This window comes from Paraburkholderia sp. FW306-2-2C-D06C (genome assembly GCF_058781505.1).
This window is the reverse complement of record NZ_JBYSWU010000022.1, coordinates 1-23,751: the sequence shown is the minus strand read 5'-3', so window position 1 is coordinate 23,751 and position 23,751 is coordinate 1. Positions and strand designations below refer to the sequence as shown.

Sequence of the window (23,751 nt, the reverse complement as noted above, 5' to 3'; positions counted from 1 at the left end):
TGTGATTACATCAATCAGGTCACCGGCGCCGGATTGAACAGCGTCAATGCATTGTGCAGCTTGAGTTTTTCCGCGCAGGTCTGCTTGCGCCCACTGGCCACGTCGAGCATCAGGCGGAACAGCTCCCAGCCCACGTCTTCTATGGTCGCAGTGCCCGTGGCGATCGTGCCGGCGTTGATGTCCATCAGGTCGTGCCAGCGGCGCGCGAGATCCGTGCGCGTCGCGACCTTGATCACGGGCACTTCAGCGAGGCTGTACGGCGTACCGCGACCGGTCGTGAACACATGCAAGTTGATACCCGCGGCGACCTGAAGCGTACCGCAGATGAAATCGCTCGCCGGCGTGGCCGCGTAAATCAGGCCTTTCTGCCGGACCTTCTCGCCCGGCGACAGCACGCCGGAGATCGCGGAGTTACCCGATTTGATGATCGAGCCCATCGCCTTTTCGACGATGTTCGACAGGCCACCCTTCTTGTTGCCCGGCGTGGTGTTGGCACTGCGGTCCGCGCCGCCGCGCTTCAGATAATCGTCGTACCACTGCATTTCGCGGATGATCGCCGCCGCGACGTCCGCATTGGCGGCCCGCGCTGTCAGTTGATCGACGCCGTCGCGCACTTCGGTGACTTCGGAGAACATGACCGTTGCGCCGGCCCGCACGAGCAAGTCGGTCGCAAAACCCACCGCGGGATTCGCGGTCAGGCCGGAGAATGCATCGCTGCCGCCGCACTGCACACCGATCACGAGATCGGAGGCCGGGCAGGTTTCGCGCCGGCGATTGTTCAGCCGCTTCAGATGACCGTCGGCCATCCTCATGATCGATTCGATCATCGACTGGAAGCCGACGTGCGCCTCATCCTGAAGCACGACGACGTCGCCATTCAGGTCCGCCTCGACATCGCCAATGCCGGCGACTTCGGCGACCTTCGCAGCCGCGGCAATAGGAATCGTGCCCGGCGGCATCAGGCGCTCAGGCTGCAGCTTCTCGCAACCCAGACTGACCATCATGACTTCGCCGCCGAAGTTCGGATTCAGACTGATATTGCGCACCGTGCGGATCGGCACCATCGCATCCGGCGCGTCGATCGCGACGCCGCAGCCGTAGGTGTGCCCAAGGCTCACCACGTCGTCGACGTTCGGGTAGTTCGGCAACAGCTCGGCCTTGATCCGCGTGACCGCATGCTGAACCACGTCGGCCACGCATTGCACCGTGGTCGTGATCGCCAGAATATTGCGCGAGCCGACCGAGCCGTCCGCGTTGCGATAGCCCTCGAACGTGAAACCTTCGAGCGGCGGCATCTCCGGCGCCTTGATGGTGGCGATCGGCAGATCTTCGAGTCCCGGCGGACTCGGCATGCGGATCACGTGTTCGTTGATCCAGCTGCCCTTGGGCAACGCCTTGAGCGCATAGCCGATCACTACGTTATAGCGAATGACTTCGTCGCCTTCCGCCAGGTCGGCCAGCGCGACTTTGTGGCCTTGCGGCACACGCTCGCGCAGCACGAGACCATTGGGAAACACGGCGCCCTCACCCAGCCCGCCGTCGTTGACGACGATCGCGACATTGTCATTGGGGTGAACGCGAATGTAGAGCGGGGAATTTTCCATTGCATCGATCCTTATGGCGTGTGCACGACTGCTGCGCCAGCTATTCATACGTCATCCTACAACACGAAAGAATGTGCAGACGTTCCGTATTTACCCTATGACAGGCATTATGCTGTGAAAACCCCGTTGAGTTAGCCGATTTGTTGTTGTACGATGACGTATAAGAAATCTTCATTTCTAACAATTTGACGCCCGGATACTCATCATGACGACACCGCAGGAACTCAAGCAGATCGTTTCGGAAGGCCTCCTGTCCTTCCCAGTCACCGATTTCGACGAACAAGGCGAGTTTCGCGCCGACACCTACGCCGAGCGCCTCGAGTGGCTCGCCCCTTACGGTGCTTCGGCACTGTTCGTCGCCGGCGGCACGGGCGAATTCTTCTCGCTCACGCATAACGATTACTCGAACGTCGTGCGTACCGCGGCGGAAGTCTGCAAGGGCAAGGTGCCGATCCTCGCCGGCGCGGGCGGCCCGACGCGCGTGGCGATCGCCTACGCACAGGAAGCCGAGCGCCACGGCGCGAACGGCATTCTGCTGATGCCGCACTACCTGACGGAAGCCTGCCAGGAAGGCATCGCCGCGCACGCCGAAGAAGTCTGCAAGTCCGTGCCGAACATGGGCGTGATCATCTACAACCGTGCGAATTCCAAGCTTAACGCCGATATGCTCGAAGGTCTGGCCGAGCGCTGCCCGAACCTGATCGGCTTCAAGGACGGTGTGGGCGAGATCGAAAACATGGTGTCGATCCGCCGCCGCCTCGGCGACCGCTTCTCGTACCTCGGCGGCCTGCCGACCGCGGAAGTCTACGCAGCAGCTTATAAGGCTCTAGGCGTGCCGGTGTATTCGTCGGCGGTGTTCAATTTCATTCCGAAGACCGCGATGGACTTCTACCGCGCGATCGCTGCGGACGACCACGCGACCGTCGGCAAGCTGGTCGACGAATTCTTCCTGCCTTACCTGGCAATCCGTAATCGCCGCGCGGGCTACGCGGTCAGCATCGTAAAAGCCGGCGCGAAGCTGGTCGGCCACAGTGCCGGCCCGGTGCGCGCGCCGCTGACCGATCTGAGCGAAGAAGAAATGAGCAAGCTCGACGCGCTCATCAAAACGCTCGGCCCGCAGTAACGCTGTAAGCGCCCGACGGTCGTATGAACCCGTTCCACGGGCATGGCACCGCCAGAAGCGCCCGGGATGGCAACGTCGCCGGGCGTTTTTTACGGCTAGCGTCAGACTGCCGGGCGGCACTTCCGCACAGCGCCGCTTGCCCGCCGAACACTGCCGCGGCTGATTGCACGACAAAGCCGGGGAGACGACTCCCTTGCATAAGATTCAGGAGATGACCATGGAAGTGAGCCGCACGGCGAGCCCCACTCTAGCCGCGAAGCGCACCAAAGTCCGCTACGCGATTCTGCTGCTGATCTTCCTGATCACGACGTTCAATTACGCAGACCGCGCCACCCTCTCGGTGACCGGCTCGGCGATGCGCGCCGAGTTCGGCTTCGACGCGATCAGGATGGGCTACATCTTCTCCGCGTTCAGTTGGGCCTATGTGCTGTCGCAATTGCCGGCCGGCTGGCTCCTCGACCGATTCGGCGCACGACGCGTCTACGCAGCGAGCATTTTCCTCTGGTCACTCTTCACGCTGTTGCAAAGCTCGATTGGTTTGCTGGGCAGCACGGCTGCCGCGGTCACCGCACTGTTCGTGCTGCGTTTCGCCATGGGCGCCGCCGAATCGCCGGCGTTTCCGGCCAATGCCAAGGTGGTCGCCAGTTGGTTTCCCACCAATGAGCGCGGCACCGCATCGGCCATTTTCAATTCGGCGCAATACTTCGCGGCAGTCGTGTTTACGCCGCTGATGGCCTGGCTGACTCATGCGTTCGGCTGGCACATGGTCTATCTGGTGATGGGCGCGACCGGGCTGCTACTTGCCTTCACCTGGCTGAAGGTGATGAAGAATCCCGCCGACCATCCCGGCGTGTCGCGCGCCGAGCTCGACTACATCGAACAGGGCGGCGGTGTCGTGAACGAGCACAAGAAAGCGCGGCCCGGGAACATCACGAACGCGGGCGGCTGGTCTCTGGTGCGCCAGTTGCTGACCAACCGCATGCTGCTCGGCGTCTACCTCGCCCAGTACTGCATCAACGTGCTGACCTACTTCTTCCTGACCTGGTTTCCGATCTACCTCGTGCAGGCGCGCGGCATGACGATTCTGCAAGCCGGTCTGGTGGCTTCGCTGCCTGCGGTCTGCGGATTCTCCGGCGGCGTGCTCGGCGGCACGCTGTCCGACGCGCTGATCCGCCGCGGTCATTCGCTCACGCTGGCGCGCAAGGTGCCGATTGTCGGCGGCATGCTGCTGTCGGTGTGCATCATCGGCTGCAACTATGTTTCGACCGACTGGATCGTCGTCGCGCTGATGTCGCTTGCCTTCTTCGGCAAAGGCATCGGCGCGCTCGGCTGGGCTGTCGTGGCGGATACGTCGCCGAAGGAAGCGCTCGGCCTTTCAGGCGCCATCTTCAACATGTTCGGCAATGTGGCAGGCATCGTGACGCCGATCGTAATTGGCTATCTCGTCGCGAAGACCGGCTCGTTCAACGGCGCGCTCGTGTTCGTGGGCCTGAATGCATTGCTCACCGTGTTCAGCTATCTCGTCATCGTGAAAGACATCAAGCGGGTCGAACTGCGCCGTTCATAATCGTCGGACAGTTATCGTACTTCCTGGGGGGGCTGCGGAATGAACCGCAGACGCCCCGTCCGGCGCGCATTGCCACCCGCGACGCCGCATCGCGGCTACGTGCGCTCAAAATGATCCGGCGTTTATATAATCAGTCGTCAGACGACGGTATAATAGAACGCAGGAAGTATCTGCAACTATCTGATTCGAGGGGCGTTTTCGATGGCTACACCACTGGCTTCCACAGCACCGCCACGACGCGCTCGCAATCTGGCCGAGTTCGTCGTCAGCTACGTCACCGACCAGATCGCGTCCAACGCCTTGAAGCCCGGCGACAAACTGCCGACCGAATCGCAGTTGATGGTCACGCTGAGCGTGAGCCGCACTGTCATCCGCGAAGCCATTTCACGCTTGCAGGCCGGCAAGATCATCGAAACGCGTCACGGCATCGGCAGCTTCGTGCTGGAGCCGCCGCGCGAAAAGCTGGGCATCGACATGGTGCCTGCCACCACCCTGCGCGACGTGTTGTCGATCCTGGAACTGCGCATCAGCCTCGAAACGGAATGTGCGGGTCTGGCGGCGCAACGCGCTAAACCGGACGACCTCGCGCGCATGCGCGCGGCGCTCGATGCAATCGAAGCAACCCGCCACAATGGGCTGGATAGCGTCGATGCCGACTTGCAGTTTCACATCTCCGTGGCCCGTGCAACCGGCAACCGCTATTTCGTCGACATCCTCACGCAGATGGGTAGCGCGCTGATTCCGCGCAACCGCCTCGACTCGGCGGGTATCGCGCGCGCGGAACCGGACGCCTACCTGTCGCTCGTCAACCTCGAGCACGAAAGCATTCTCGAAGCGATCACGCGGCATGACGCGGAGGGTGCGCGCGCGGCGATGCGCATGCACCTGTCCAATAGCCGCGAGCGGCTGCGGCGCGCCAACGAAACCGCTGAGGCGAACAGCTGATCCGCACCGCAGGCACCCAGGAAAAATGGCCGGGAAATCCCGGCCATTTTTTATCCCAGTCGCCGCTCAGCGATGGCCGAGCGGCGATTCAGTTGTCACTCAGCTACGCGTGATTTCGCCATCGCGACGGCGCCACAAGTCCAGCGGGTTGGCGTCGGCCAGCGACCCGGGCAGCAGATCGGCTGGGAAATCCTGATAGCACACCGGACGCAGGAAGCGCTCGATCGACGTCGTACCGACCGACGTCGCGCGGCTATCCGACGTTGCCGGGAACGGGCCGCCATGCACCATCGCGTGCGAAACCTCGACGCCCGTCGGGAAACCGTTGACCAGGATCCGTCCGGCCTTGCGCTCGAGGATCGGCACCAGCTTCCTCGCCGCCGGCAGATCGCTGCCGTCCATCTGCACCGTGGCCGTCAGTTGACCGGCAAAGTGTTCGGCCACCGCAAGCATTTCCCGCTCGTTCTTGCAACGCACGATGGTCGACACCGGCCCGAAAACCTCGTCTTCGAGTGCTGGCGTCGCGAGGAACGTCTGCGCGTCGGTCACGAACAACGCCGCGCGCGCCTGGGTCGGACCCGTCGCGTCGACGCCGCGCGCCACCGCTTCGACGCCCTCGATCGCTTCCAGCCTGTTCTCGCCCTCCTCATACGCTGCGTGAATGCCGGCGGTGAGCATGGTTTGAGCCGGCTTGGCGGTCAGCGCGCCGGACGCCGTTGCCACAAAGACTTTGAGTGCATCGCTGTCGACGGCAATGGCGAGCCCCGGGTTGGTACAGAATTGCCCTGCGCCCAGCGCCAGCGAATCGACGAAGCCACGCGCGATGCTGTCGCCACGCTGCGCTAGCGCGTTCGGCATCAGAAACACCGGATTGATACTGCTCATCTCGGCGTAAACCGGAATCGGCTCGGCCCGAGCAGCCGCGACGCGCATCAGCGACGTGCCGCCCGCGCGCGAACCCGTGAAGCCGACCGCCTTGATCGCCGGATGCGCGACCAGCGCTTCGCCGACCGAATTGCCAGCGCCGACGATCAGCGAGAACACGCCTTCGGGCAAGTCCATGTCCTGCGCGACGCGCTGAATCACGCGACCGACCATCTCCGACGTACCGAGGTGGGCCCGATGCGCCTTCACCACCACCGGACAACCTGCCGCGAGCGCCGCAGCCGTATCGCCACCCGCCACCGAAAACGCGAGCGGGAAGTTACTGGCGCCGAACACCGCGACCGGGCCCAGCGGAATCTTTTGCATGCGCAAGTCGGAGCGCGGCAGCGGCTTGCGCTCCGGCAACGGCGAATCGAGCGTCGCGGCGAGCCATTGCCCCGCGCGCACCACTTGCGCAAACAGTTTGAGCTGGCCCGTCGTGCGGCCGCGCTCGCCTTCGAGACGCGCCTTCGGTAAGCCGGTCTCTTCGTGCGCGCGCTGGATCAGCACGTCGCCCAGCGCCGTGATGCCGTCCGCGATACGCTCGAGGAACTCGGCACGCACCGTCAGCGGCAACGCGCGGTACGAGTCGAATGCCTTCTGGGCGAGCTCGCAGGCGAGTTCGACATTGGCGACCGTGCCGCTACCGAAGACCGGCTCGGCGATGTCGGATCCCGTGGCAGGATTGAACGCAAGCAATGGTTTTTCCGCGCCGCGCACCGCTTTGCGACCAATCAGCATTTCGCCGGTAATAGACATTTCGCTTTCCTTGGGTGACCATCTAAGATATATGTCATCCTATAACATAGGCGACTTCATGCGCAACCGTCGCACACCCATCCGAGCCAAAATGCGGGTTTACGTGCCTGTCGCGAAGAATCATGCCGAGCTAATCTTTACCAAGACGTACGACGACTTATAACGCTTGGTTAAATAACCGTTGGAGCGCGCCCGATTCATTGCAGTTTGAGGAGACAGCCTATGTCAGCCGCCACGCCGTACCGGACTTTACCCAATAGCTTCCGCCGCGCGGTCCGCGGCGGCGAAACCGTGATCGGCTGCTGGGTCTCGCTCGCCAGCCCGATTGTCACGGAATTGCTCGGCATCGTCGGCTTCGACTGGATGTTGCTGGACGCCGAACACGCGCCGAACGACGTTCTCACGCTGATCCCGCAGTTGATGGCGCTCAAGGACAGCCCGAGCGCGCCGGTCGTCAGGCCGCCGGCGAATGACAGCGTGTTCATCAAGCGGCTCCTCGATAGCGGTTTTTCGAATTTTCTCGTGCCGTTCGTCGATAGCGCCGAGGACGCGGCCCGCGCTGTCGCCGCGACTCGCTACCCGCCGCAGGGCATCCGCGGCGTCTCCACGAGCCAACGCAGCAATCGCTATGCGACCGTGCCCGACTACTTCGACATCGCCAACGACAACGTCTGCGTGATCGTCCAGATCGAAAGCCGCAAAGCCGTCGACTCGATCGACGAGATTCTCGCCGTCGACGGAGTCGATGCCGTGTTCGTCGGACCGTCCGATCTCGCTGCCGCCTACGGCCACATCGGCAACCCGAGCCACCCTGACGTGCAGCAGGCGATCGCGCGCGTCTTCGAACGCGCGCAGGCGGCCGGCAAGCCGAGCGGCATTCTCGCTCCCGTCCAGGCCGACGCCGAGCGCTATATTTCGATGGGTTGCCGCGTCGTCGCGGTTTGCGCGGATATGGGGCTGCTCAAATCCGCCGCGCAGTCGGTGCAAAAACACTTCATGCAGAAATGAGCGGACCAGCAGCAAAGCCGCCGCGATGACATCTTCGGAGCATTCCATGCAAAAAGCAGGCTTTATCGGACTCGGCATCATGGGTAAGCCCATGGCGGCCAACCTTCTCAAGAACGGCGTCGCTCTCGCCGCATTCACACGCAGCGGCGTGCCGGACGATCTCAAGCAGGCCGGCGCGGTCGCTTGCGACAGCCCGGCCGCCGTTGCCGCGCATGCGGACGTGATTTTCATCATGGTGCCGGACACGCCGGATGTCGAGCGCGTGCTGTTCGGCGAAAACGGTCTCGCCGATGCATTGCGCGCGGGACAAACCGTCGTCGATATGAGTTCGATTTCGCCGATGGCCACGCGCGAGTTCGCGGCACACGTGCGCGAGCGCGGCGCCGATTACCTGGATGCGCCGGTTTCCGGCGGCGAGGTCGGCGCAAAGGCCGGCTCGCTGACCATCATGGTGGGTGGCGCTACCGCGACTTTCGGTAGCGTCAAGCCGCTCTTCGACATGATGGGCAAGAACGTCACGCTGATCGGGGAGGTCGGCGCCGGACAGGTGTGCAAGGTGGCCAATCAGGTGATCGTCGCGGCGACGATCGAGGCAGTCGGAGAAGCACTGCTGCTCGCGTCCAAAGCCGGCGTCGATCCGGCGCGCGTGCGCGAAGCGCTGATGGGCGGATTCGCGTCCTCCCGCATCCTCGAAGTGCACGGCGACCGGATGACTAAACGTACCTTCGACCCGGGCTTTCGCATTGAGCTCCACCAGAAGGACCTGAATCTCGCGCTCTCGACCGCGCAATCACTCGGCGTTTCCTTGCCGAATACGGCCACCTGCCAGGCACTCTTCAACGCCTGTGTGGCGCATGGCGGCAAAGCGTGGGATCACTCCGCGATGGTGCGCGCGCTCGAAATACTCGCCAATCACGAAATCGGCCAGCCGAGCGCGTAAATCAGTCGCCCCGACCGGGGCCAACCCCACCCGCAACGCCGCTCCGCTGGCTCTGAGCAATTAGAGAAAGCGGAACGGCGCACGCGCGCACGCTCGGCAACAACCCTCCACATCCATTGATCAATGATTTACTCAAAACATTAAGGATGACTTACCTGGACTTTCGATACCCGTACACATAAACGCAGAATCGACAAACCGCAGCACATGCAGCACCAGCGATTACTAATAGAGCCAGCAAAGGGCAAGGAGACATCCGTGGCAACACAAGACAAAAAGAACAGCAGGCAGGCGACGTCGAGAATAAGCAACCAGCGCGAACCGAATTCACCTGCGCGCAGAGCGTTTATCGTGCTCGCAGGCACATCCGCGGGTGCGACTCTGCTGGGCGGACTGTCCGCCTGCGGCTCCTCGGTCGACTCCCCATCCACGCCACCGGTCGTGCAGGATCCGATCTGGGGTACCTCGGGCGCAGCGACGCAGATCATCGCGTCGCTGCAGGGCATTACCCAGTCGATGTTTCCGGCCCGCGATTATGTGGTCACCCAGTACGGCGCGCAGACTTGCGCGGTGGTCGCCACGACCAATCCGTATACGGGCGCGTCATCGCTGACGAGCCCCGGCTCGACACAAACCAACGCAGCAAATGCCTTCGACTCGCGACCCGCGTTTCTCGCCGCGATCCAGGCGTGCAATGCGGCCGGGGGCGGCCGCGTGGTCGTGCCGGCCGGCACGTGGTACTGCGCCGGACCAATCGTGCTGCTCAGCAATGTGAACTTCCACCTCAGCGCGAACTGCACGATCTATTTCAGCCCCAACCCGGCCGACTATGCGAAGGACGGCCCCGTCAACTGCGGCGCGAACGGCAACCTCTTCTACAGCCGCTGGCAGGCGAACGATTGCCTCAACTACGGCGCGCCGGTCTACGCGCGCAATCAGACCAACATCGCGCTGACAGGCGAGGATTCCACCTCGATTCTGAATGGCCAGGCCATGACGCCGTTCGCCGGAAGCGGCAACACCAGCACGTGCTGGTGGACCTACAAGGGTTCGAACGGCGCCTACGGCTGCGTGAATTCGTCCACGCCGTCACAAGCCTACGGCAATCCGAAGAACGTCGATCTGAGAACCGCCGCGCCCGGCATTTCCGATGCGCTCTACGCGCTGCTCACGAGCCCCACGACACCCTGGCAATTGGACCAGAACTACCTGCCGGCGCTTTCCGAAGCGGGCGTGCCGATCGCGCAGCGCATTTTCGGCATCGGGCATTATCTGCGTCCGTGCATGGTCGAGTTCATCGGCTGCACCAACGTGTTGATGGAGAACTATCGGACCAACAACACGCCGTTCTGGCAGCATCATCCGACCGATTGCAAGAACGTCGTGATTCGCGGAGTGACGGCGGACAGCATCGGCCCGAATAACGATGGCTTCGATCCGGATGCCTGCAACAACGTGCTCTGCGACAGCGTCACGTTCAACACCGGCGACGATTGCATCGCGATCAAGTCCGGCAAGGATCTCGATACGCAGTATGGCCCCGCGCAGAATCACGTCATCCAGAACTGCACGATGAACAGCGGCCATGGCGGCATCACGCTCGGCAGCGAGATGGGCGGCGGTGTGCAGAACATCTACGCGCGCAATCTGGAGATGCTCAACCAGAACTGGGCCACCAATCCGCTGAACATCGCGATTCGTATCAAGACGAATATGAATCGCGGCGGCTTCGTGAAGAACTTCTACGTCGATACGGTCACACTGCCCAACGGCGTGAGTCTGAAAGGCAGCGGATACGGCAGTGCGCTGTTGGCCGGTAGTCCGATCAACGGCACGGTGCCGCTGGGCGTCGTCACGGCGACGGCGGGCAATCCGTCGGCGGCACAAGGCGGCCTGATCACGTTCGACTGCGACTATCAGCCGGCCAACGACGCGATCCGCACCCGCCCGGCCATGATCCAGAACGTCAACATCTCGAACGTGCAGGCGGGCAACGTCACGCTCAATGGCGTCACGGGCTCCTGTTTTCAGGCGATCGTGGCGCAGGGGCCGGTCGCGTTCGACTACAACGGCCCGAGCCCGGCGCCGGCCGTACCGCCTATCAGTAACGTCACGATCTCGAACTGCAACCTGGGGACGGCGGTTTCCGCCGGTCCGGCGACCGCAACGACGCCCGGACCGATCTATGCGTACAACGTCAACGGCATCACGCTGAACAACGTGGTGATCGGCTCGACGACTTACAACACGACAGTCGTCGATCAGCGCTAATCGGGAAGCAGAAAGGAGCGAGGATGAGTCTTCGCCCCTGCGCAGACGAGATAGCCCGGATACTCAACGCACCACACGCATCGGACGGACCATAAACGCAAAGCGGCGCCCGTGGGCGCCGCCAATTCAACACACTGAACTACGCCGTTTCCTCTCGGGCCTCGCGATTGTTTATTTGACCGCGGGGTTCGCTACGGCCCAGCGCAGCTCGGGCGTACGGTCGCCGCTTCTAGCCAGCAGACACACCACGACGGCGGCCGCGATGTCAAATACCGCCAGCACGACAAATAGCGGGCTGTAACCGACCTGCGTCACCAGCACACCAAACAGTGCCGTGAACGCTGCGGCCCCGAGATAGCCCGCCATGCCGCCCATGCCCGTGGCGGTTGCGACTTCGTTCTTACCGAACATGTCGGAGGTGATGGCGTACAGCGCGCCCGACAAAGTCTGGTGAGCGAAACCGCCGACGCACAGCAGCGCAACGGCCGCGTAAGGACTGGCGACCAGTCCGACGCATGCCGGTCCGATCATGCACAAAGCGCCGAATACGAAAACCATCTTTCGCGACGTGAACAACGACACTTTTGCGTACTTGTGGAACAACGGACTGAGGTAGCCGCCGAGCACGCAGCCGATGTCCGCAGCCAGGAAGGGCATCCAGGCGTACAGTGCGACTTGCTTCAGGTTCATGTGACGCTCGGTCATCATGTACAGCGGAATCCAGGCGTTGAAGGTTTGCCAGGCAGGTTCGGAAAGAATCCGCGGGATGCCGATCGCCCAGAAGTTGCGGCTGCCGAGCATTTCAGTCCAGCGGCGCCTGGCGCTGCCGGCATCGCTGTGCTTTGCCTCCTGCCCGCTCAGAATGTAATCCCGCTCCGTCTCGCTCAGCAGCTTCTGGTTGCGCGGGTGCTTGTACAGAAGCATCCACAGCGCGCTCCAGACGATGCCCGCCACACCGACGATCATGAACGCCAATTGCCATTGCCCGTGCAACAAGGCCCAGACGACCAGCGGCGGCGCGAGCAGTGCGCCGATCGACGAGCCGATGTTGAACCAGCCGATCGCGACCGAACGTTCCTTGGCCGGGAACCACTCGCTTGTCGCCTTGACGCCGGCCGGGATGCCGGCCGCCTCGGCAATGCCGAGCAACCCACGGAAGAACGCAAGGCTGCGCCAACCCGTGGACCATGCTGCCGCGGCACAGGCCACCGACCAGGCCAGCGCAAAGGCCGCAAAGCCGATCTTGGTGCCGACCGTGTCGAGCAAATAGCCCGCAACCGGCTGCATGAACGCATAGCACAACTGCCACGCAACCACGACATGCGAGTACTGCTCGGTGCTGATATGGAGGTCCTTCATCAGCGTCGGCGCCGCCACTGACAGCGTGTTCCGCGCGAGATAATTGATGATCAGCCCGGCCGCGACCAGGCTGACCATCCACCAGCGAATGCCTTTGACTTTCATTGCGTTGTCTCCTCGTCGTCTCTGTCGTCAATCAGTTGGGCCGGGCAACAGGGGCGGCCGAACTGTCGGCCTCACCGCCGTCGCGCGAGTAGTCCAGGCCGACGAAGCTGCCGCCCTGGTAGTGTTGGCCCAAAGCATCGAGCGGGTTCGGATTGACCAGCACTTCCGCGGCGTAGACCTCGGCGTCCTGTTTCGGCTGATAACCCAGACGTTCGGCGCCGCTGTTATCCCACCAGCTGCGCTGGTTGGCCGAGACACCCCAGACGGTCATGAACCCCACGTCCTCGGCCTCGATACAGCGATCGAGGAAATGCAGCAGGTCGCTATGCCCGAACCAGGTGCTCAGGTGCCGGGGCTCGGTCGGCCGCTCGAGACAACTGCCGATGCGCACGCAGATGCTTTCGATGCCGTGCTTGTCCCAATACATTCTTGCGAGGGCTTCGCCCCACACTTTGCTCAGGCCGTAAAAACCATCCGGACGCAGCTCACAGTCGAGGCTGAGGTGTTCGGTGACCGGGTACATGCCGATCGCGTGATTTGAGCTGGCGAACACGACACGCCGCACACCATTCCGCCGCGCACCTTCGTAAACCTCGACCAGCGCGCGCAGGTTGTTCTCGATGATCTCCGGCAGCGGACGTTCGACGCTCGTGCCCGCAAAGTGGATCAGCACGTCCACGCCGTCCAGCAGACGATCGACGACCGCAGGCTCGCGGAGGTCGCCGTGCATCAGGTCCTCGCCTTCGACCAGAGGGGCCAGGGGCCGCGAGCCCGCAGCCGACCGCAAAGGGATGCCGCGCGCGATGAGCGCGGTCCTCACTACGGAGCCGAGCTGGCCACCGGCCCCACTCAGGGCAATCTTCTTCATAAGGTTCCTTTACAGCGTTTCAGACGAATGAGCTGTGGCGCGAGGGGCGACACTCAGCAAGCGGGTCTCTGCGAAGGGAGGGGGCGCGCTCGAACTGGCAATCGGTAGCCAATGAATGTGCGATGTTGTACGATAACGTACTATCACAGATGCCAGGATGGATTTCAACTAGGCATTTACCCGAACACTCAGCGAGAAAACCCGCCAAATATTCGATGGAACACGGACAAGGCGATCATTTTAGTTATGCGATGTCGTATTACATAAATGGCTATTGGCGTCGAAGACCGTTGCGTCTGATGACGGCCGAGCAAACCCGGGCCTCGGGGGTTTTCATCCGCGGCTCAACGCGCCCCTCAATCGCCGGGGCCCGCACAATGCAAAAAGTCCGCCGCGCCTTTGCCGGCGACGGCGGACTTTCTCAACTCTCCCAACCTGCCTGACGAAGCAGCCTGCGGCTCCGCTCAGCTCTGCGCCAATGCCGCGGCCCGTGCCTCGTCGCGTACGCCTTCCTGCCGCATGCGCGTCACCAGTCCCAGCGCCCAGAACAACGTGATCGGCACGTGCACGATCCCAAGCGCGACAACGGACAGAATGGTGCCGGTCGCGCCAAGCAGGTACTGCCCAAGAATCGGCGTGGTGCCGGCGAACACCATGCCGCAAATCTGATAGGAAAGCGAAATTCCGGTGTAGCGCACTTGGACCGGAAACGACTTCGCCAGAATGCACCACCGTCGCCAACAGATTGCCCGCAGGCGAGCCCTGCCCGGTCATCATGATGCTCTGGATCGGCATCGTGTACACGGCGACGATTCTTGCCTGGAGTTGAACAAACATCCGGCTCGATCTGGAAACGCGTGAAGAAGCCGAGCACTTCATTGCCGCCGATCCGTTCTCGCTGGTCGACTTGTTCGAGCGCGTGACGATCACGCGCTGGCGCAAAGCGTATTTCGATGGCGAGTGCCGCCTGTAAGCGTGGGAACTCAGAGAAAAGACGGCTGCGCGATGAAGACGTGCGCCGATGCGATGCGAGAACATGACAGTAGGCGGAAGCTGAGCAGCTTCCGCCTACGTCACCTATGCGTTGGTAGGCTCGATTGGATTCGAACCAACGACCCCCACCATGTCAAGGTGGTGCTCTAACCAACTGAGCTACGAGCCTTTAGAGGCGCGAATTATAGAGACTCCCCACGCGCAGCACAAGCCCCTCTTTTACTCGCGAGCGCGTCCGCGCGTGCATTGGTGCGCCATTCAACCTGGCTTCGCCCATTCGGTGTGCGCATCCAGCGGATAGACCGGCCGCTTGACATGCTCGAAGGTAAAGAGTCCATAGTCTGAACTCGTCACGCCGCGGCTATCGCACTCCACCAGTGCCGCGGCAATCGGTACAAAAACCGGCCGGCAATACATACGCGACTTGAGCAACAGAAACCGCGCACGGCGCGGGTCGATACCGACGCTCTCGAACACACCGAGATCCCAGGGTTCGTGCGTGCGCTCGGTCATCACGAGTTTCACCGTACCGGTATCGAGCACCGCCGCGCGTCCCATGAAGGCACGCTGGCCTGTGTAGGTCGGACCGCTGATCACGTATTCGCCGTCGGTCAGCGCGCGCACTACGCCGGTCACAGAAACCGGCAGTCGTGGCGTCACCGCTTTGCCGGAGACCTTGTTGCCGACCGTCACCGTCACCGTGCTGCCGACGCCTGCCGCCATCAGTGCCGCGACCGCTTGCGGATCGCACAACGGTCCGCTTACGACATCCTCGAGATTCTGCTTGAGCGCTTCCTCGAGCAAGTCCATCGTGTCGCACGTGCCGCCCGACATGCAGTTGTCGCCGTGATCGAGCAGCAGCACCGGCTTGTCGGCGCCCTGCGCGAGCGCCGCCGCCTGCGCGACCGATTCCGCCAGCGGCGCACTGCGGCAAACGAAATCTTCGCGTTCGGCCCAGATCTGCCGCGCGATGCGCTCCGCCACCGCTTCCGCCTTCGCGCGATCGCCATTCCCCACGACGACGACGCTGATACACGGCTTCTCGATGTCGGCCAGCGAGAACCCGGACAGCACAGACACCGCGAGCATGCCCTCGGTCTCGGCAGCGCGCGCGGCGTCCACCGCGCGTTTCATCGCGCCTTCGGCGGTCGCACTGCGCAGCGTATGCGTGAGCAGTGGCGGCTGACGCCATGCGATCACCGGCTTCGTCTTGCCGTGAACCAGATCGAACATCAGGCGCGCCGCGTGCGCGCCGGTCTCATACATATCGACGTGCGGATAGGTCTTGAAGCTGACAATCACATCGGCGTTGTCGATCATTTTCTGCGTGACGTTGCCGTGCAGATCGAGCGCGACGGCGATCGGTGCGTTGGGCAACGCGGCGCGCACGCGCTCGAGCAGACCGCCTTCGCCGTCGTTCGAATTCTCCGCGACCATCGCGCCGTGCAGGTCGAGCATCACTGCTTCGCAGCCCGCTGCAGCCGCCACGATCGCATTGCAGATCGCATCGTACGCGGCGGCGGCGACCGGCCCGCTCGGATTCGCCGACGCCGACACCGGCGTCACGATCTCGGCCTGTTCGCGCTCGGCTGCGTCGATGAACGCGGCCATTGCCGTCTGCATGCCCTTGTTCTCGTTGAACGCGTCGTCGCCGTAACTCGGGCCGTTGCGTCCGAACGCTGCGAGTGGCGTCTCGACCGGCGAGAACGTGTTGGTCTCGTGGTTCATCCTTGCGATCAGGACTTTCATGGCTTTGCGCACCCTGCCGTTTGCGCCGCGTTCAGCATAGCCTGCAACAGCACGTTGCAACCGGCTTCCAGATGGTCCGCGCGTGCGTCCTCGATTTCGTTGTGGCTGATGCCGTCTTTACACGGCACGAAAATCATCGCCGCCGATCGTCGTGTCATGTGCCTCCAAAACGGGACCCTGCTCGATACGCGCTTCGAAATATGCGCCGACCGCATGCGGCTTTTCATCCTTACCCGCATAGCCGATCGCCGCGAGTGCGTCGCGCACCGCAACGCCCTCGCGATCGCGTTGTTCGAGCGCATGCTCGAGCGTGAATGCACCGGCGAACACACCGGAGCCCATCATCACCGGCACGAAGCGCGAGCCTTCCTCATTGGTCCATACGGCGACTTCCAGCGGTGCAACCGTTTGCACGCTGGCATCGGCCAGCGTGCGCAATACCTCGAGACCGGCGAGCACGCCATAGTTGCCGTCGAATTTGCCGCCGGTGGGTTGCGTGTCGATGTGGCTGCCGGTCATCACCGGCGGCAGGTCGTCACGCAGACCGGCACGGCGCGCAAAGATGTTGCCGATCGCATCGATCCGTACGCTGCAGCCGATCTCCTTCGCCCACGTGACAAAAAGATCGCGCGCCTCGCGGTCCAACCCGGTCAGCGCGAGCCGGCACACACCGCCCTTCTCCGTCGCGCCGATTTGCGCGAGTTGCATGAGACTGTTCCAGAGCCGTGACCCGTCGACGCGCAAATCGGTGAGCGCACAGACGGTGGTTGATTCATGAACTTGCATCGATGCTTCCTCGTATTGAAGGCAGAGCGTACGTCAAACTACGCCGACACCCAGATAGCGGTCCTTGATCGATTCATCGGCGGCGAACGACGCGTTATCGCCTTCATAGACGATCACGCCCTGTTCGATGATGTAGTGACGATCCGCGAGTTGCGTGCAAACCTCGAGGTTCTGCTCGACCAGCAGAATCGCAACGCCCGCTTCGCGGATCAGCTTGAGCTGCGCGACGATCTCTTCGACGATCACCGGCGCGAGACCTTCAACCGGTTCGTCGAGCATCAACAGACGTGGATGATTCATCAGCGCGCGGCCGATCGCGAGCATCTGCTGTTCGCCGCCCGAGAGTTGCGCACCGCCGTTCGTGCGCCGTTCCTTCAGACGCGGAAAAATGCGGTAGATGTCGTCGAGCTGCCACGGCGAATCCCTGCGCGCGCCGAGCCGCAAGTTTTCTTCAACCGTCAACAGACGGAAAATGCCGCGATGCTCGGGCACGAAACACACGCCGCGCGAGGCGATCTTGTGCGGCGGCATGCCGCCGATCACCGCGCCATTGAACGTCACCGTGCCGCGTTGCGGCGCGACGACGCCCGCAATGGCTTTTAGCGTCGTCGATTTGCCCGCGCCGTTGCGGCCTAACAGGGTGACCGTTTCGCCGTCGTTGATCTGCAGCGTCACGCCCTGCAGGATGTGGCTCTTGCCGTAGAAGCCGTGAATCCGCTGCACGTCGAGAATCATGCACGGCCTCCGGTGATCATATTGCCGAGATAGGCGCTGCGCACGCGCTCGTCGCCGCGAATGTCGTCGGGACGGCCTTCCACCAGCACCCGTCCTTGCTGCATGACGGTGATCGTGTCGGAGATGTCCATCACGATGCCCATGTTGTGTTCGATCAGAACGACCGTGTAGTCGTCGCGCAGACCGCGGATCAGTTGCTTCATATCGTCGAGGTCGTCGATACCCATGCCTGAAGTAGGCTCGTCGAGAAAGATCGCCTTGGGCCGCGCGGCGAGCGCCATGCCGACTTCGAGCCGCCGTTGCTGGCCATGCGAGAGCGCGCCTGCCGATACGTCGCTAAAGCGCTGCAACGCAAGCCGTTCCAGCACGCTGTCGACCGTGTCCGCATGCGTGAGCGCACCGTGCGGCGGAGTCCATGCATTCAGCGCGCGTACCGCGTCGACACCTTGCGCGGCGAGCCGCAGATTTTCGCGCACGCTCAGATTGGCGAACAGACTCGTCACCTGGAACGAGCGCGCGACGCCGCGGCGTACGCGCTTATGGTCCGGTTCATGCGTGACATCGCGACCGTCGAAAACGATCTTGCCCGCCGTGACCGGCACCGTGCCGGTCAACACGTGAAAGAGCGTCGTCTTGCCAGCGCCATTCGGACCGATCACCGAATGCACGGTGCGCGGCATGATGCGCAGATCGACTTCGGAGAGCGCCGTGAATTTGCCATAGCGTTTCACTACGCCGTTCGCTTGCAGAATCGCTTCGCTCATACGCGCTCCTTGCCCGCATCGACGGGGTTGCGCCGCAGCGATTGCCAGACGCGTTCGCCCAAACCCCACAGCCCACGCTGCATGAAAAGGCTGACAGCGATCAGTACGATGCCCAGCAGCAACAGCCAGCGCGGCCATAGCGTCGACAGCCAGTCGGCGAACAGCACATAGAACGCCGCGCCCAACACGGACGCGAACAGATTGCCTGTGCCGCCTATCACCGTCATCACGAGGATCATCTCACTCGTGTGGTAATCGATGTTGGAAAGCGGCGCGATGCCCGTCATCAATGCATGCAGCGCGCCGGCGAGGCCCGTCACCGCGCCGGAGATCACGAACGCCATCAGCTTGAAGCGCTTGACATCGTAACCGACCGCGGCTGCGCGCGCTTCGTTATCACGAATGGCCAGCAACGTGCGGCCGAACACCGAGTGCGAAACACGCATCAGCAGCCAGAACACTACCAGGAACAGCACTGCGACGAAACCGTAGTACTGCCACGGCGACGTCAACGGTACGAGTGCTTTGCCGAATAGCGAGAGCGCCGGGCGCGGAATATCGAGCAAGCCGTTGTCGCCGCCGGTGAGATCGGGCGTCGTGTAAGCGAGGAAGTAGAACAGTTGCCCGAACGCGAGCGTCAGCATCACGAAGTAGGTGCCACGCTGGCGGATCGAAAACCAGCCGACCAGCGCAGCCGCCACCGCACCGATCGTTATCGCGGCGAGCAATGCCACCGCTATCGGCAAGGCTGTTTTCGTGAGGACCAGACCCGCGCAATAACTGCCGAGACCGAAGAAAATACCCTGCCCGAACGACAGCAAACCGGTATGGCCAAGCAGCAGATTGCAGCCCAGTGCCGCGAGCGCGAACACCAGCACTTCGGTGGCGAGCGATCCCGAGCGCAGCGTCAACGGCAGCACGCAAACCACCAGCAACGCAAGCAGCAGGAAACGATAGCGATGCAGAAAGTGCCGCAGGCTGCGTTTCATCGCGTGGGGAGAAGCGCCTTGCGCGATAGGCTTCGACGTATCGATCATGCCGCTCTCCCGAGCAAGCCGTTCGGCCGCAGCAACAGCACCGCGGCCATGGCGACGTATATCATCAACCGCGCGCCTTCCGGCCACAAGGTACTCATCACGCTCTGCACGATCCCCACCAGCAAGCCGCCGACCAGTGCGCCGAGAAAATTCCCCATGCCGCCGACCACCACTACCACGAAGGCAACGCTAAGCGCCTCGATGCCCATGAACGGATCGACGCCACGAATCGGCGCGGCGAGCACGCCGGCCAGAGCGGCGGTTGCCGCACCGAGCGCGAATACGAGGCTGAAAACGCGTAGCACGTTGATGCCGAGCAGCGACACCATCTCGGTCGATTCGCTCCCCGCCCGCACCGCACTGCCAAGCCGCGTACCTTCTAGCACCCACCACAGCAACGCGGCCAGCACGGCCGTGAAGCCGATGACGAACAGACGGTATTTCGGATACACGAAGCCGCCCCAGATCACCACGCCGTTCAGCATCTCGGGCACCGGTACGTTGTCGCCGAGCGGCCCCCAGATCAGGATTGCGCATTCCTGTACGACCAGCGCAAGGCCGACCGTCACGAGAATATGAAACTCGTGCTGTTGGGCATAGACGTGCCGCAGGATCACCTTTTCGACGACCCACGCAAGCGCGCCCACCACGATCGGCACGACTACCAGCGCGGTCCAGAAACTCATCGACCACTGCATCGCCTGATAGCAGAAATACGCGCCGAGAAGATAGAACGCGCCGTGCGCAAAATTCACGAAGCGCAGCAGGCCGAACACGATCGACAAACCGACTGCGAGCAGGAAATACAGCATTCCCACTCCGATGCCGTTGACGATCTGCAGGAGATAAACGTTCATGGCGTCCGTCTAAAGGGTGTTGCGATGGGGCATTGCGGTAACGTGCAGCGCACGCGGCGCGAATGCATCAAGCCATCTTGCAGCCGGTCTTGTCGAGCGGCAGGAACGACTGGCCCGAACTGACGATATCCGCATAGTCGTCGGCGTTTTTCATCTTGTTCTTCGCCTTGCCCTTCAACAGATAGTAATTCTTCAGAACCTGATGATCGCCCTTGCGCACTTCTTCCGGGCCGGTCAAACCGTCGTATTTCATCCCTTCGAGCGCTGCGACCACCTTCTTTGGATCGACGTTGCCGGCTTTCACGATACCGTCGAGCAGGATCTTGGTGCAGATATAGGAGCCGGCGAAACTGTAGTTCGGATTGGCTTTGAACGTAGCCTTCGTGCGTTTGACGAGATCGCGATTGAGCGGCGAATCGATGTCATGCCAATACTGCGCGCCAAAATAGACGCCTTCGCACAGGTCCGCGCCGAGCGATTCGAACTGCTCGAGGCCGGAGGCCCACGCCAGCAGAATCGTACAATTGTTCTTCATTCCGAAGCTCACGGCCTGACGCAACGTATCGGACGATTGCGAGCCGAAGTTCAGAATCAACAGGACGTCGGGCTTTGCAGCGACCGCATTGGTCAGATAGCCGCTGAATTCCTTCTCGTTGAGCGAGTGGTAGCTGTTGCCCACGTGCTCGATACCCTTCTCTTTGAAAATCGCCTTGGCCGCGGATAGCAGGCCTTCACCGAATACATATTGCGGCGTAATGGTGTACCAGCGCTTCGCTTTCGGCAGGGTCTGGATCAACGGGCGCACCGTCTGCTCGATCGCACCGTAGGTCGGCACCGACCAGCGGAAGGTGGCGTCGTTGCAGTCCTTGCCGGTGATTTCGTCTGCGCCTGCCGTAGTGATGAAGACGCCGCCCGCCTTCTCGACTTCCTTGCCCATCGCCAATGATTCGGATGACAAAATACCTCCGGCAAAGAAGCGCGCGTTCTTCTGCTGCGCAATTTCCTGAACGCGACGCACCGCTGTTGCGGGTTTGCCTTCCGTGTCGAGCACCGTGTAGGCAAGCGACTCGCCAAGCACCTTGCCGTACTGCTCGATTGCCAGCTTCATGCCGAGATCGGCGTACTTGCCGTTTGCCGCGAATGGGCCTGACATCGGCACCGGACAGGCGAACTGCAGCGTGCCGGTCTGCGCGGACGCGCTACGCGCGACCAGCGAGCCGAACGCCCCGGGAACGGCCGACAACGCGGCCAGTTTCAACATATTTCGGCGATTCAAAGTGACGCTCCTTAGGAAAGAGGCACGCATGTGACCGACTGCGAAACTGAATGACTGCGCGAACGACTGCGAAAGCTGGCTGGCCGCCGTGAAGCTTTCCACTACACCGGCTTTGTTCTATTTATCATGATAAATAGATTGAATTCGATCGTAGGTACAATAAATTCGAGTGTCAATAAGGCAAAATTCCTGGCTGCCGCAAGGTGGCCGCCACGTGGCGAGGAAGCACGTGGACGGACGGAAGATGGTGCAGGACAAAACTGGGAGCATCGAAGATGGCCATGGATCGAACCAAGGCTGGCGCCGCGATCGAAATCAAGCAGCAAAAGCGCGGCGATCTGGTCGCAGAGGAAATCAAGCGGCTCATTACGGAGAAGGACCTGAAACCGGGTGACCGTCTGCCTCGCGAGGTGGAGTTGCAGCAACTTTTTTCGGTGAGCAAGAGCACGATTCGCGAGGCGCTGAAGTCGCTCGAGGTGCAAGGTCTCATCAAGGTGACGACCGGCCCGAGCGGTGGCGGCATGGTGGTGGAGGTGCCGCTGGATCGCACGCTACAGCTGTTGCAGAACTATCTGTTCTTCAAGGACGTATCGATCGACGATATTTACACGGTGCGTAAGCTGCTGGAGCCAGAGTTGGCTGCAGGCGCGGTACCGCATCTGACTGAACAGGATTTCGAAGCGCTCGAAGCGAGCATTACGTGTTGTGATCGGCCGGTCTCGCCGCATGGTGGGCCGGACATCGTGCGGCAACGTCAGGAGGACGTAAATTTCCACGACATCCTCGCCGCTGCGAATCCAAACCCGTTCCTGCGTTTTAGTTGCGAATTGATCAACGAGATGATCCGGCAATTGATCGAGTTTCGTAACGATACGCCGCAGGCCGAACATGAGCGTTTCGGTCAGGCCAACGTGAAGATCCACAAAGCAATCACGAAAGCGGCACGAGAACGCGACGTCGAGAAAGTGCGTGAGTTGATGATCGTTCACATGACAGAAGCGCCACGTTATGTGAAGAGGATGAAGGGAAAACTGCGCGGGAGGCTGATTCTCGATTCGGAGATCCGTCGGCGTGTGCGAGCGCGCAGCGTTGCACCGACCGATGACGCGGACGAGGCTTAAGCGTCTGCATGCGGCAGTGGGACGCTGCCGCGGCCGGTGTATCACTGACATGCGTCGGCGGCTCGCCAGAACGAGCGTCCGAGATTTGCGATCGTATCAAATTGCCTGGTTCCGGCCGCAGGTGTTGTCTTGCGACCATCGCGGTCACGGTATCGCGCGCAATGGCGGATCATGCGCAGGCCCCGATCGCCAGGAGATTCAGCCCATAGCGGGACAATGCTCGCAGGAGGGCTCAACCTTTTACCGCGCGCGCCGTTATTGCATCTGCAAAGGCACAAACATTGGACCTTCATGGCACAAGCTATTCCGTTTTCCCGTCACACCGGCGCCGCGCGTGCGCGGCATGCCAAGGCGATGCTGTTGCCGATCGCCCGGCAGACCGCCGATGAGCTCGCGCTGCGCGTCCATCTGGCGCTCGACGCGTTGCGGCGCGGCGCCGGCGGCGTGACCGATGCGCAAACGCTCACACAGGTCATGCTGCTGACCGGCTTTCTGGCTGAATCCGGCTTCGGCTCCGCGACCGGCGATCAGCTCAGCGCAGCCGAGCGTGCTGTGTCAATGGTTTTCGATATCGGCAGGGAGACCGGCGAGTGGCGGCTGGATAGCGCAGCATTCGAGTTGTTCGCCGCAATTGCGACGAATTATGATCAGCAACTGCACAGCGCACCGCTTTGGGCAATCACCGATGCCAGTGAACGGCTCGATCGGTTTACCGCGGGTATGTCGAATCAGATGCCGGTGCGGAAACGGGCTTGATTATGCTGTTTCTGGCGCTGCGGCTACGCATGGGGCAAGCCGGATCGCGGGCTGCTGCGAGGAGGGCTGGGGATGCTGCAGCGTGCGGCGGTAGGCGCACGGCGATGGACGGCCTTTCTGTGTTGCCGTTTCCGGAGCCGTAAACGCAGAAACCCCACCGTTCTGGGTGGGGTTTCTGGTGCTGCTGGGGAGCCTGACGATGAC

At 62.1% G+C, this 23,751-nt stretch carries 19 protein-coding genes, 1 tRNA gene and 2 pseudogenes; 9 read left to right on the top strand and 13 right to left on the bottom strand.

Annotated elements, in window-relative coordinates:
* Positions 1 to 14: 14 nt before the first annotated feature.
* Entirely contained in the window at positions 15 to 1,604 is a 1,590-nt protein-coding gene (garD, locus tag AC3WLT_RS18175; protein ID WP_492593083.1) for a galactarate dehydratase, read from the bottom strand.
* A gap of 205 nt (positions 1,605 to 1,809) precedes the next feature.
* Here garD and kdgD point away from each other — a divergent pair, with 205 nt between their 5' ends.
* The 3 genes from kdgD to AC3WLT_RS18160 all read left to right on the top strand — a co-directional run bounded on the left by kdgD (position 1,810) and on the right by AC3WLT_RS18160 (position 5,239).
* Complete coding sequence (kdgD, locus tag AC3WLT_RS18170) at positions 1,810 to 2,727, top strand: 5-dehydro-4-deoxyglucarate dehydratase (protein WP_492593082.1); 918 nt, start codon at positions 1,810 to 1,812, stop codon at positions 2,725 to 2,727.
* Positions 2,728 to 2,944: 217 nt separating this feature from the next.
* On the top strand, positions 2,945 to 4,294 hold the full coding sequence (locus tag AC3WLT_RS18165; protein ID WP_492593081.1) for an MFS transporter: 1,350 nt from the start codon (positions 2,945 to 2,947) through the stop codon (positions 4,292 to 4,294).
* 201 nt (positions 4,295 to 4,495) lie between these two features.
* Positions 4,496 to 5,239: a FadR/GntR family transcriptional regulator gene (locus tag AC3WLT_RS18160; protein WP_492593080.1), complete on the top strand. Its 744-nt coding sequence runs from the start codon at positions 4,496 to 4,498 to the stop codon at positions 5,237 to 5,239.
* Positions 5,240 to 5,338: 99 nt separating this feature from the next.
* Here the strand turns inward: AC3WLT_RS18160 and AC3WLT_RS18155 are convergent, their stop codons facing one another.
* The gene (locus AC3WLT_RS18155) at positions 5,339 to 6,922 is read right to left on the bottom strand and encodes an aldehyde dehydrogenase (NADP(+)) (protein WP_492593079.1); all 1,584 of its coding nucleotides are present in this window, start codon (positions 6,920 to 6,922) and stop codon (positions 5,339 to 5,341) included.
* A gap of 222 nt (positions 6,923 to 7,144) precedes the next feature.
* On the opposite strand from AC3WLT_RS18155, the gene garL reads away from it, so the two are divergent.
* The 3 genes from garL (at position 7,145) to AC3WLT_RS18140 (ending at position 11,141) form a co-directional block, all read left to right on the top strand.
* The gene (gene garL / locus AC3WLT_RS18150; RefSeq protein WP_492593078.1) at positions 7,145 to 7,930 is read left to right on the top strand and encodes a 2-dehydro-3-deoxyglucarate aldolase; all 786 of its coding nucleotides are present in this window, start codon (positions 7,145 to 7,147) and stop codon (positions 7,928 to 7,930) included.
* A gap of 46 nt (positions 7,931 to 7,976) precedes the next feature.
* Complete coding sequence (locus AC3WLT_RS18145) at positions 7,977 to 8,870, top strand: 2-hydroxy-3-oxopropionate reductase (protein WP_492593077.1); 894 nt, start codon at positions 7,977 to 7,979, stop codon at positions 8,868 to 8,870.
* Positions 8,871 to 9,077: 207 nt separating this feature from the next.
* The gene (locus tag AC3WLT_RS18140) at positions 9,078 to 11,141 is read left to right on the top strand and encodes a glycoside hydrolase family 28 protein (protein ID WP_492593076.1); all 2,064 of its coding nucleotides are present in this window, start codon (positions 9,078 to 9,080) and stop codon (positions 11,139 to 11,141) included.
* 171 nt (positions 11,142 to 11,312) lie between these two features.
* Here the strand turns inward: AC3WLT_RS18140 and AC3WLT_RS18135 are convergent, their stop codons facing one another.
* The 3 genes from AC3WLT_RS18135 to AC3WLT_RS18125 form a co-directional block, all read right to left on the bottom strand.
* Positions 11,313 to 12,605 carry an MFS transporter gene (locus AC3WLT_RS18135; RefSeq protein WP_492593075.1) on the bottom strand — a complete coding sequence of 431 codons (1,293 nt, stop codon included), beginning with the start codon at positions 12,603 to 12,605 and terminating at the stop codon, positions 11,313 to 11,315.
* Between the two features lie 31 nt (positions 12,606 to 12,636).
* Complete coding sequence (locus AC3WLT_RS18130; RefSeq protein WP_492593074.1) at positions 12,637 to 13,473, bottom strand: NAD-dependent epimerase/dehydratase family protein; 837 nt, start codon at positions 13,471 to 13,473, stop codon at positions 12,637 to 12,639.
* A gap of 464 nt (positions 13,474 to 13,937) precedes the next feature.
* Positions 13,938 to 14,171 (bottom strand): hypothetical protein, encoded by a 234-nt coding sequence (locus AC3WLT_RS18125; RefSeq protein ID WP_492593073.1) that lies wholly within the window; start codon positions 14,169 to 14,171, stop codon positions 13,938 to 13,940.
* Positions 14,172 to 14,314: 143 nt separating this feature from the next.
* Between AC3WLT_RS18125 and AC3WLT_RS18120 the strand changes: the two are divergent.
* Positions 14,315 to 14,446: pseudogene (locus AC3WLT_RS18120) on the top strand (YciI family protein); the annotation flags it as partial.
* Between the two features lie 112 nt (positions 14,447 to 14,558).
* On the opposite strand, the gene AC3WLT_RS18115 reads toward AC3WLT_RS18120, so the two are convergent.
* The 8 genes and pseudogenes from AC3WLT_RS18115 to AC3WLT_RS18080 all read right to left on the bottom strand — a co-directional run bounded on the left by AC3WLT_RS18115 (position 14,559) and on the right by AC3WLT_RS18080 (position 21,670).
* Positions 14,559 to 14,635 (bottom strand) — tRNA-Val (locus tag AC3WLT_RS18115).
* Positions 14,636 to 14,724: 89 nt separating this feature from the next.
* The gene (locus AC3WLT_RS18110; RefSeq protein ID WP_492593072.1) at positions 14,725 to 16,215 is read right to left on the bottom strand and encodes a M81 family metallopeptidase; all 1,491 of its coding nucleotides are present in this window, start codon (positions 16,213 to 16,215) and stop codon (positions 14,725 to 14,727) included.
* A 141-nt stretch (positions 16,216 to 16,356) separates the two neighbouring features.
* A pseudogene (locus tag AC3WLT_RS18105) lies at positions 16,357 to 17,001 on the bottom strand (hydantoinase/carbamoylase family amidase); the annotation flags it as partial.
* Between the two features lie 33 nt (positions 17,002 to 17,034).
* Positions 17,035 to 17,736: an ABC transporter ATP-binding protein gene (locus tag AC3WLT_RS18100; protein WP_492593071.1), complete on the bottom strand. Its 702-nt coding sequence runs from the start codon at positions 17,734 to 17,736 to the stop codon at positions 17,035 to 17,037.
* Positions 17,733 to 18,500 (bottom strand): ABC transporter ATP-binding protein, encoded by a 768-nt coding sequence (locus tag AC3WLT_RS18095; protein ID WP_492593070.1) that lies wholly within the window; start codon positions 18,498 to 18,500, stop codon positions 17,733 to 17,735. The genes AC3WLT_RS18100 and AC3WLT_RS18095 overlap by 4 nt, the downstream gene beginning before the upstream one ends.
* Positions 18,497 to 19,537 carry a branched-chain amino acid ABC transporter permease gene (locus AC3WLT_RS18090; protein ID WP_492593069.1) on the bottom strand — a complete coding sequence of 347 codons (1,041 nt, stop codon included), beginning with the start codon at positions 19,535 to 19,537 and terminating at the stop codon, positions 18,497 to 18,499. Before AC3WLT_RS18090 ends, AC3WLT_RS18095 begins: the two co-directional genes overlap by 4 nt.
* Positions 19,534 to 20,394 (bottom strand): branched-chain amino acid ABC transporter permease, encoded by an 861-nt coding sequence (locus tag AC3WLT_RS18085; protein WP_492593068.1) that lies wholly within the window; start codon positions 20,392 to 20,394, stop codon positions 19,534 to 19,536. The genes AC3WLT_RS18090 and AC3WLT_RS18085 overlap by 4 nt, the downstream gene beginning before the upstream one ends.
* 67 nt (positions 20,395 to 20,461) lie before the next feature.
* Complete coding sequence (locus tag AC3WLT_RS18080) at positions 20,462 to 21,670, bottom strand: ABC transporter substrate-binding protein (RefSeq protein ID WP_492593067.1); 1,209 nt, start codon at positions 21,668 to 21,670, stop codon at positions 20,462 to 20,464.
* Positions 21,671 to 21,945: 275 nt separating this feature from the next.
* Here AC3WLT_RS18080 and AC3WLT_RS18075 point away from each other — a divergent pair, with 275 nt between their 5' ends.
* Positions 21,946 to 22,791 carry a FadR/GntR family transcriptional regulator gene (locus AC3WLT_RS18075; RefSeq protein ID WP_492593066.1) on the top strand — a complete coding sequence of 282 codons (846 nt, stop codon included), beginning with the start codon at positions 21,946 to 21,948 and terminating at the stop codon, positions 22,789 to 22,791.
* Between the two features lie 291 nt (positions 22,792 to 23,082).
* Positions 23,083 to 23,547 (top strand): hypothetical protein, encoded by a 465-nt coding sequence (locus tag AC3WLT_RS18070; RefSeq protein ID WP_492593065.1) that lies wholly within the window; start codon positions 23,083 to 23,085, stop codon positions 23,545 to 23,547.
* Positions 23,548 to 23,751 lie beyond the last annotated feature (204 nt).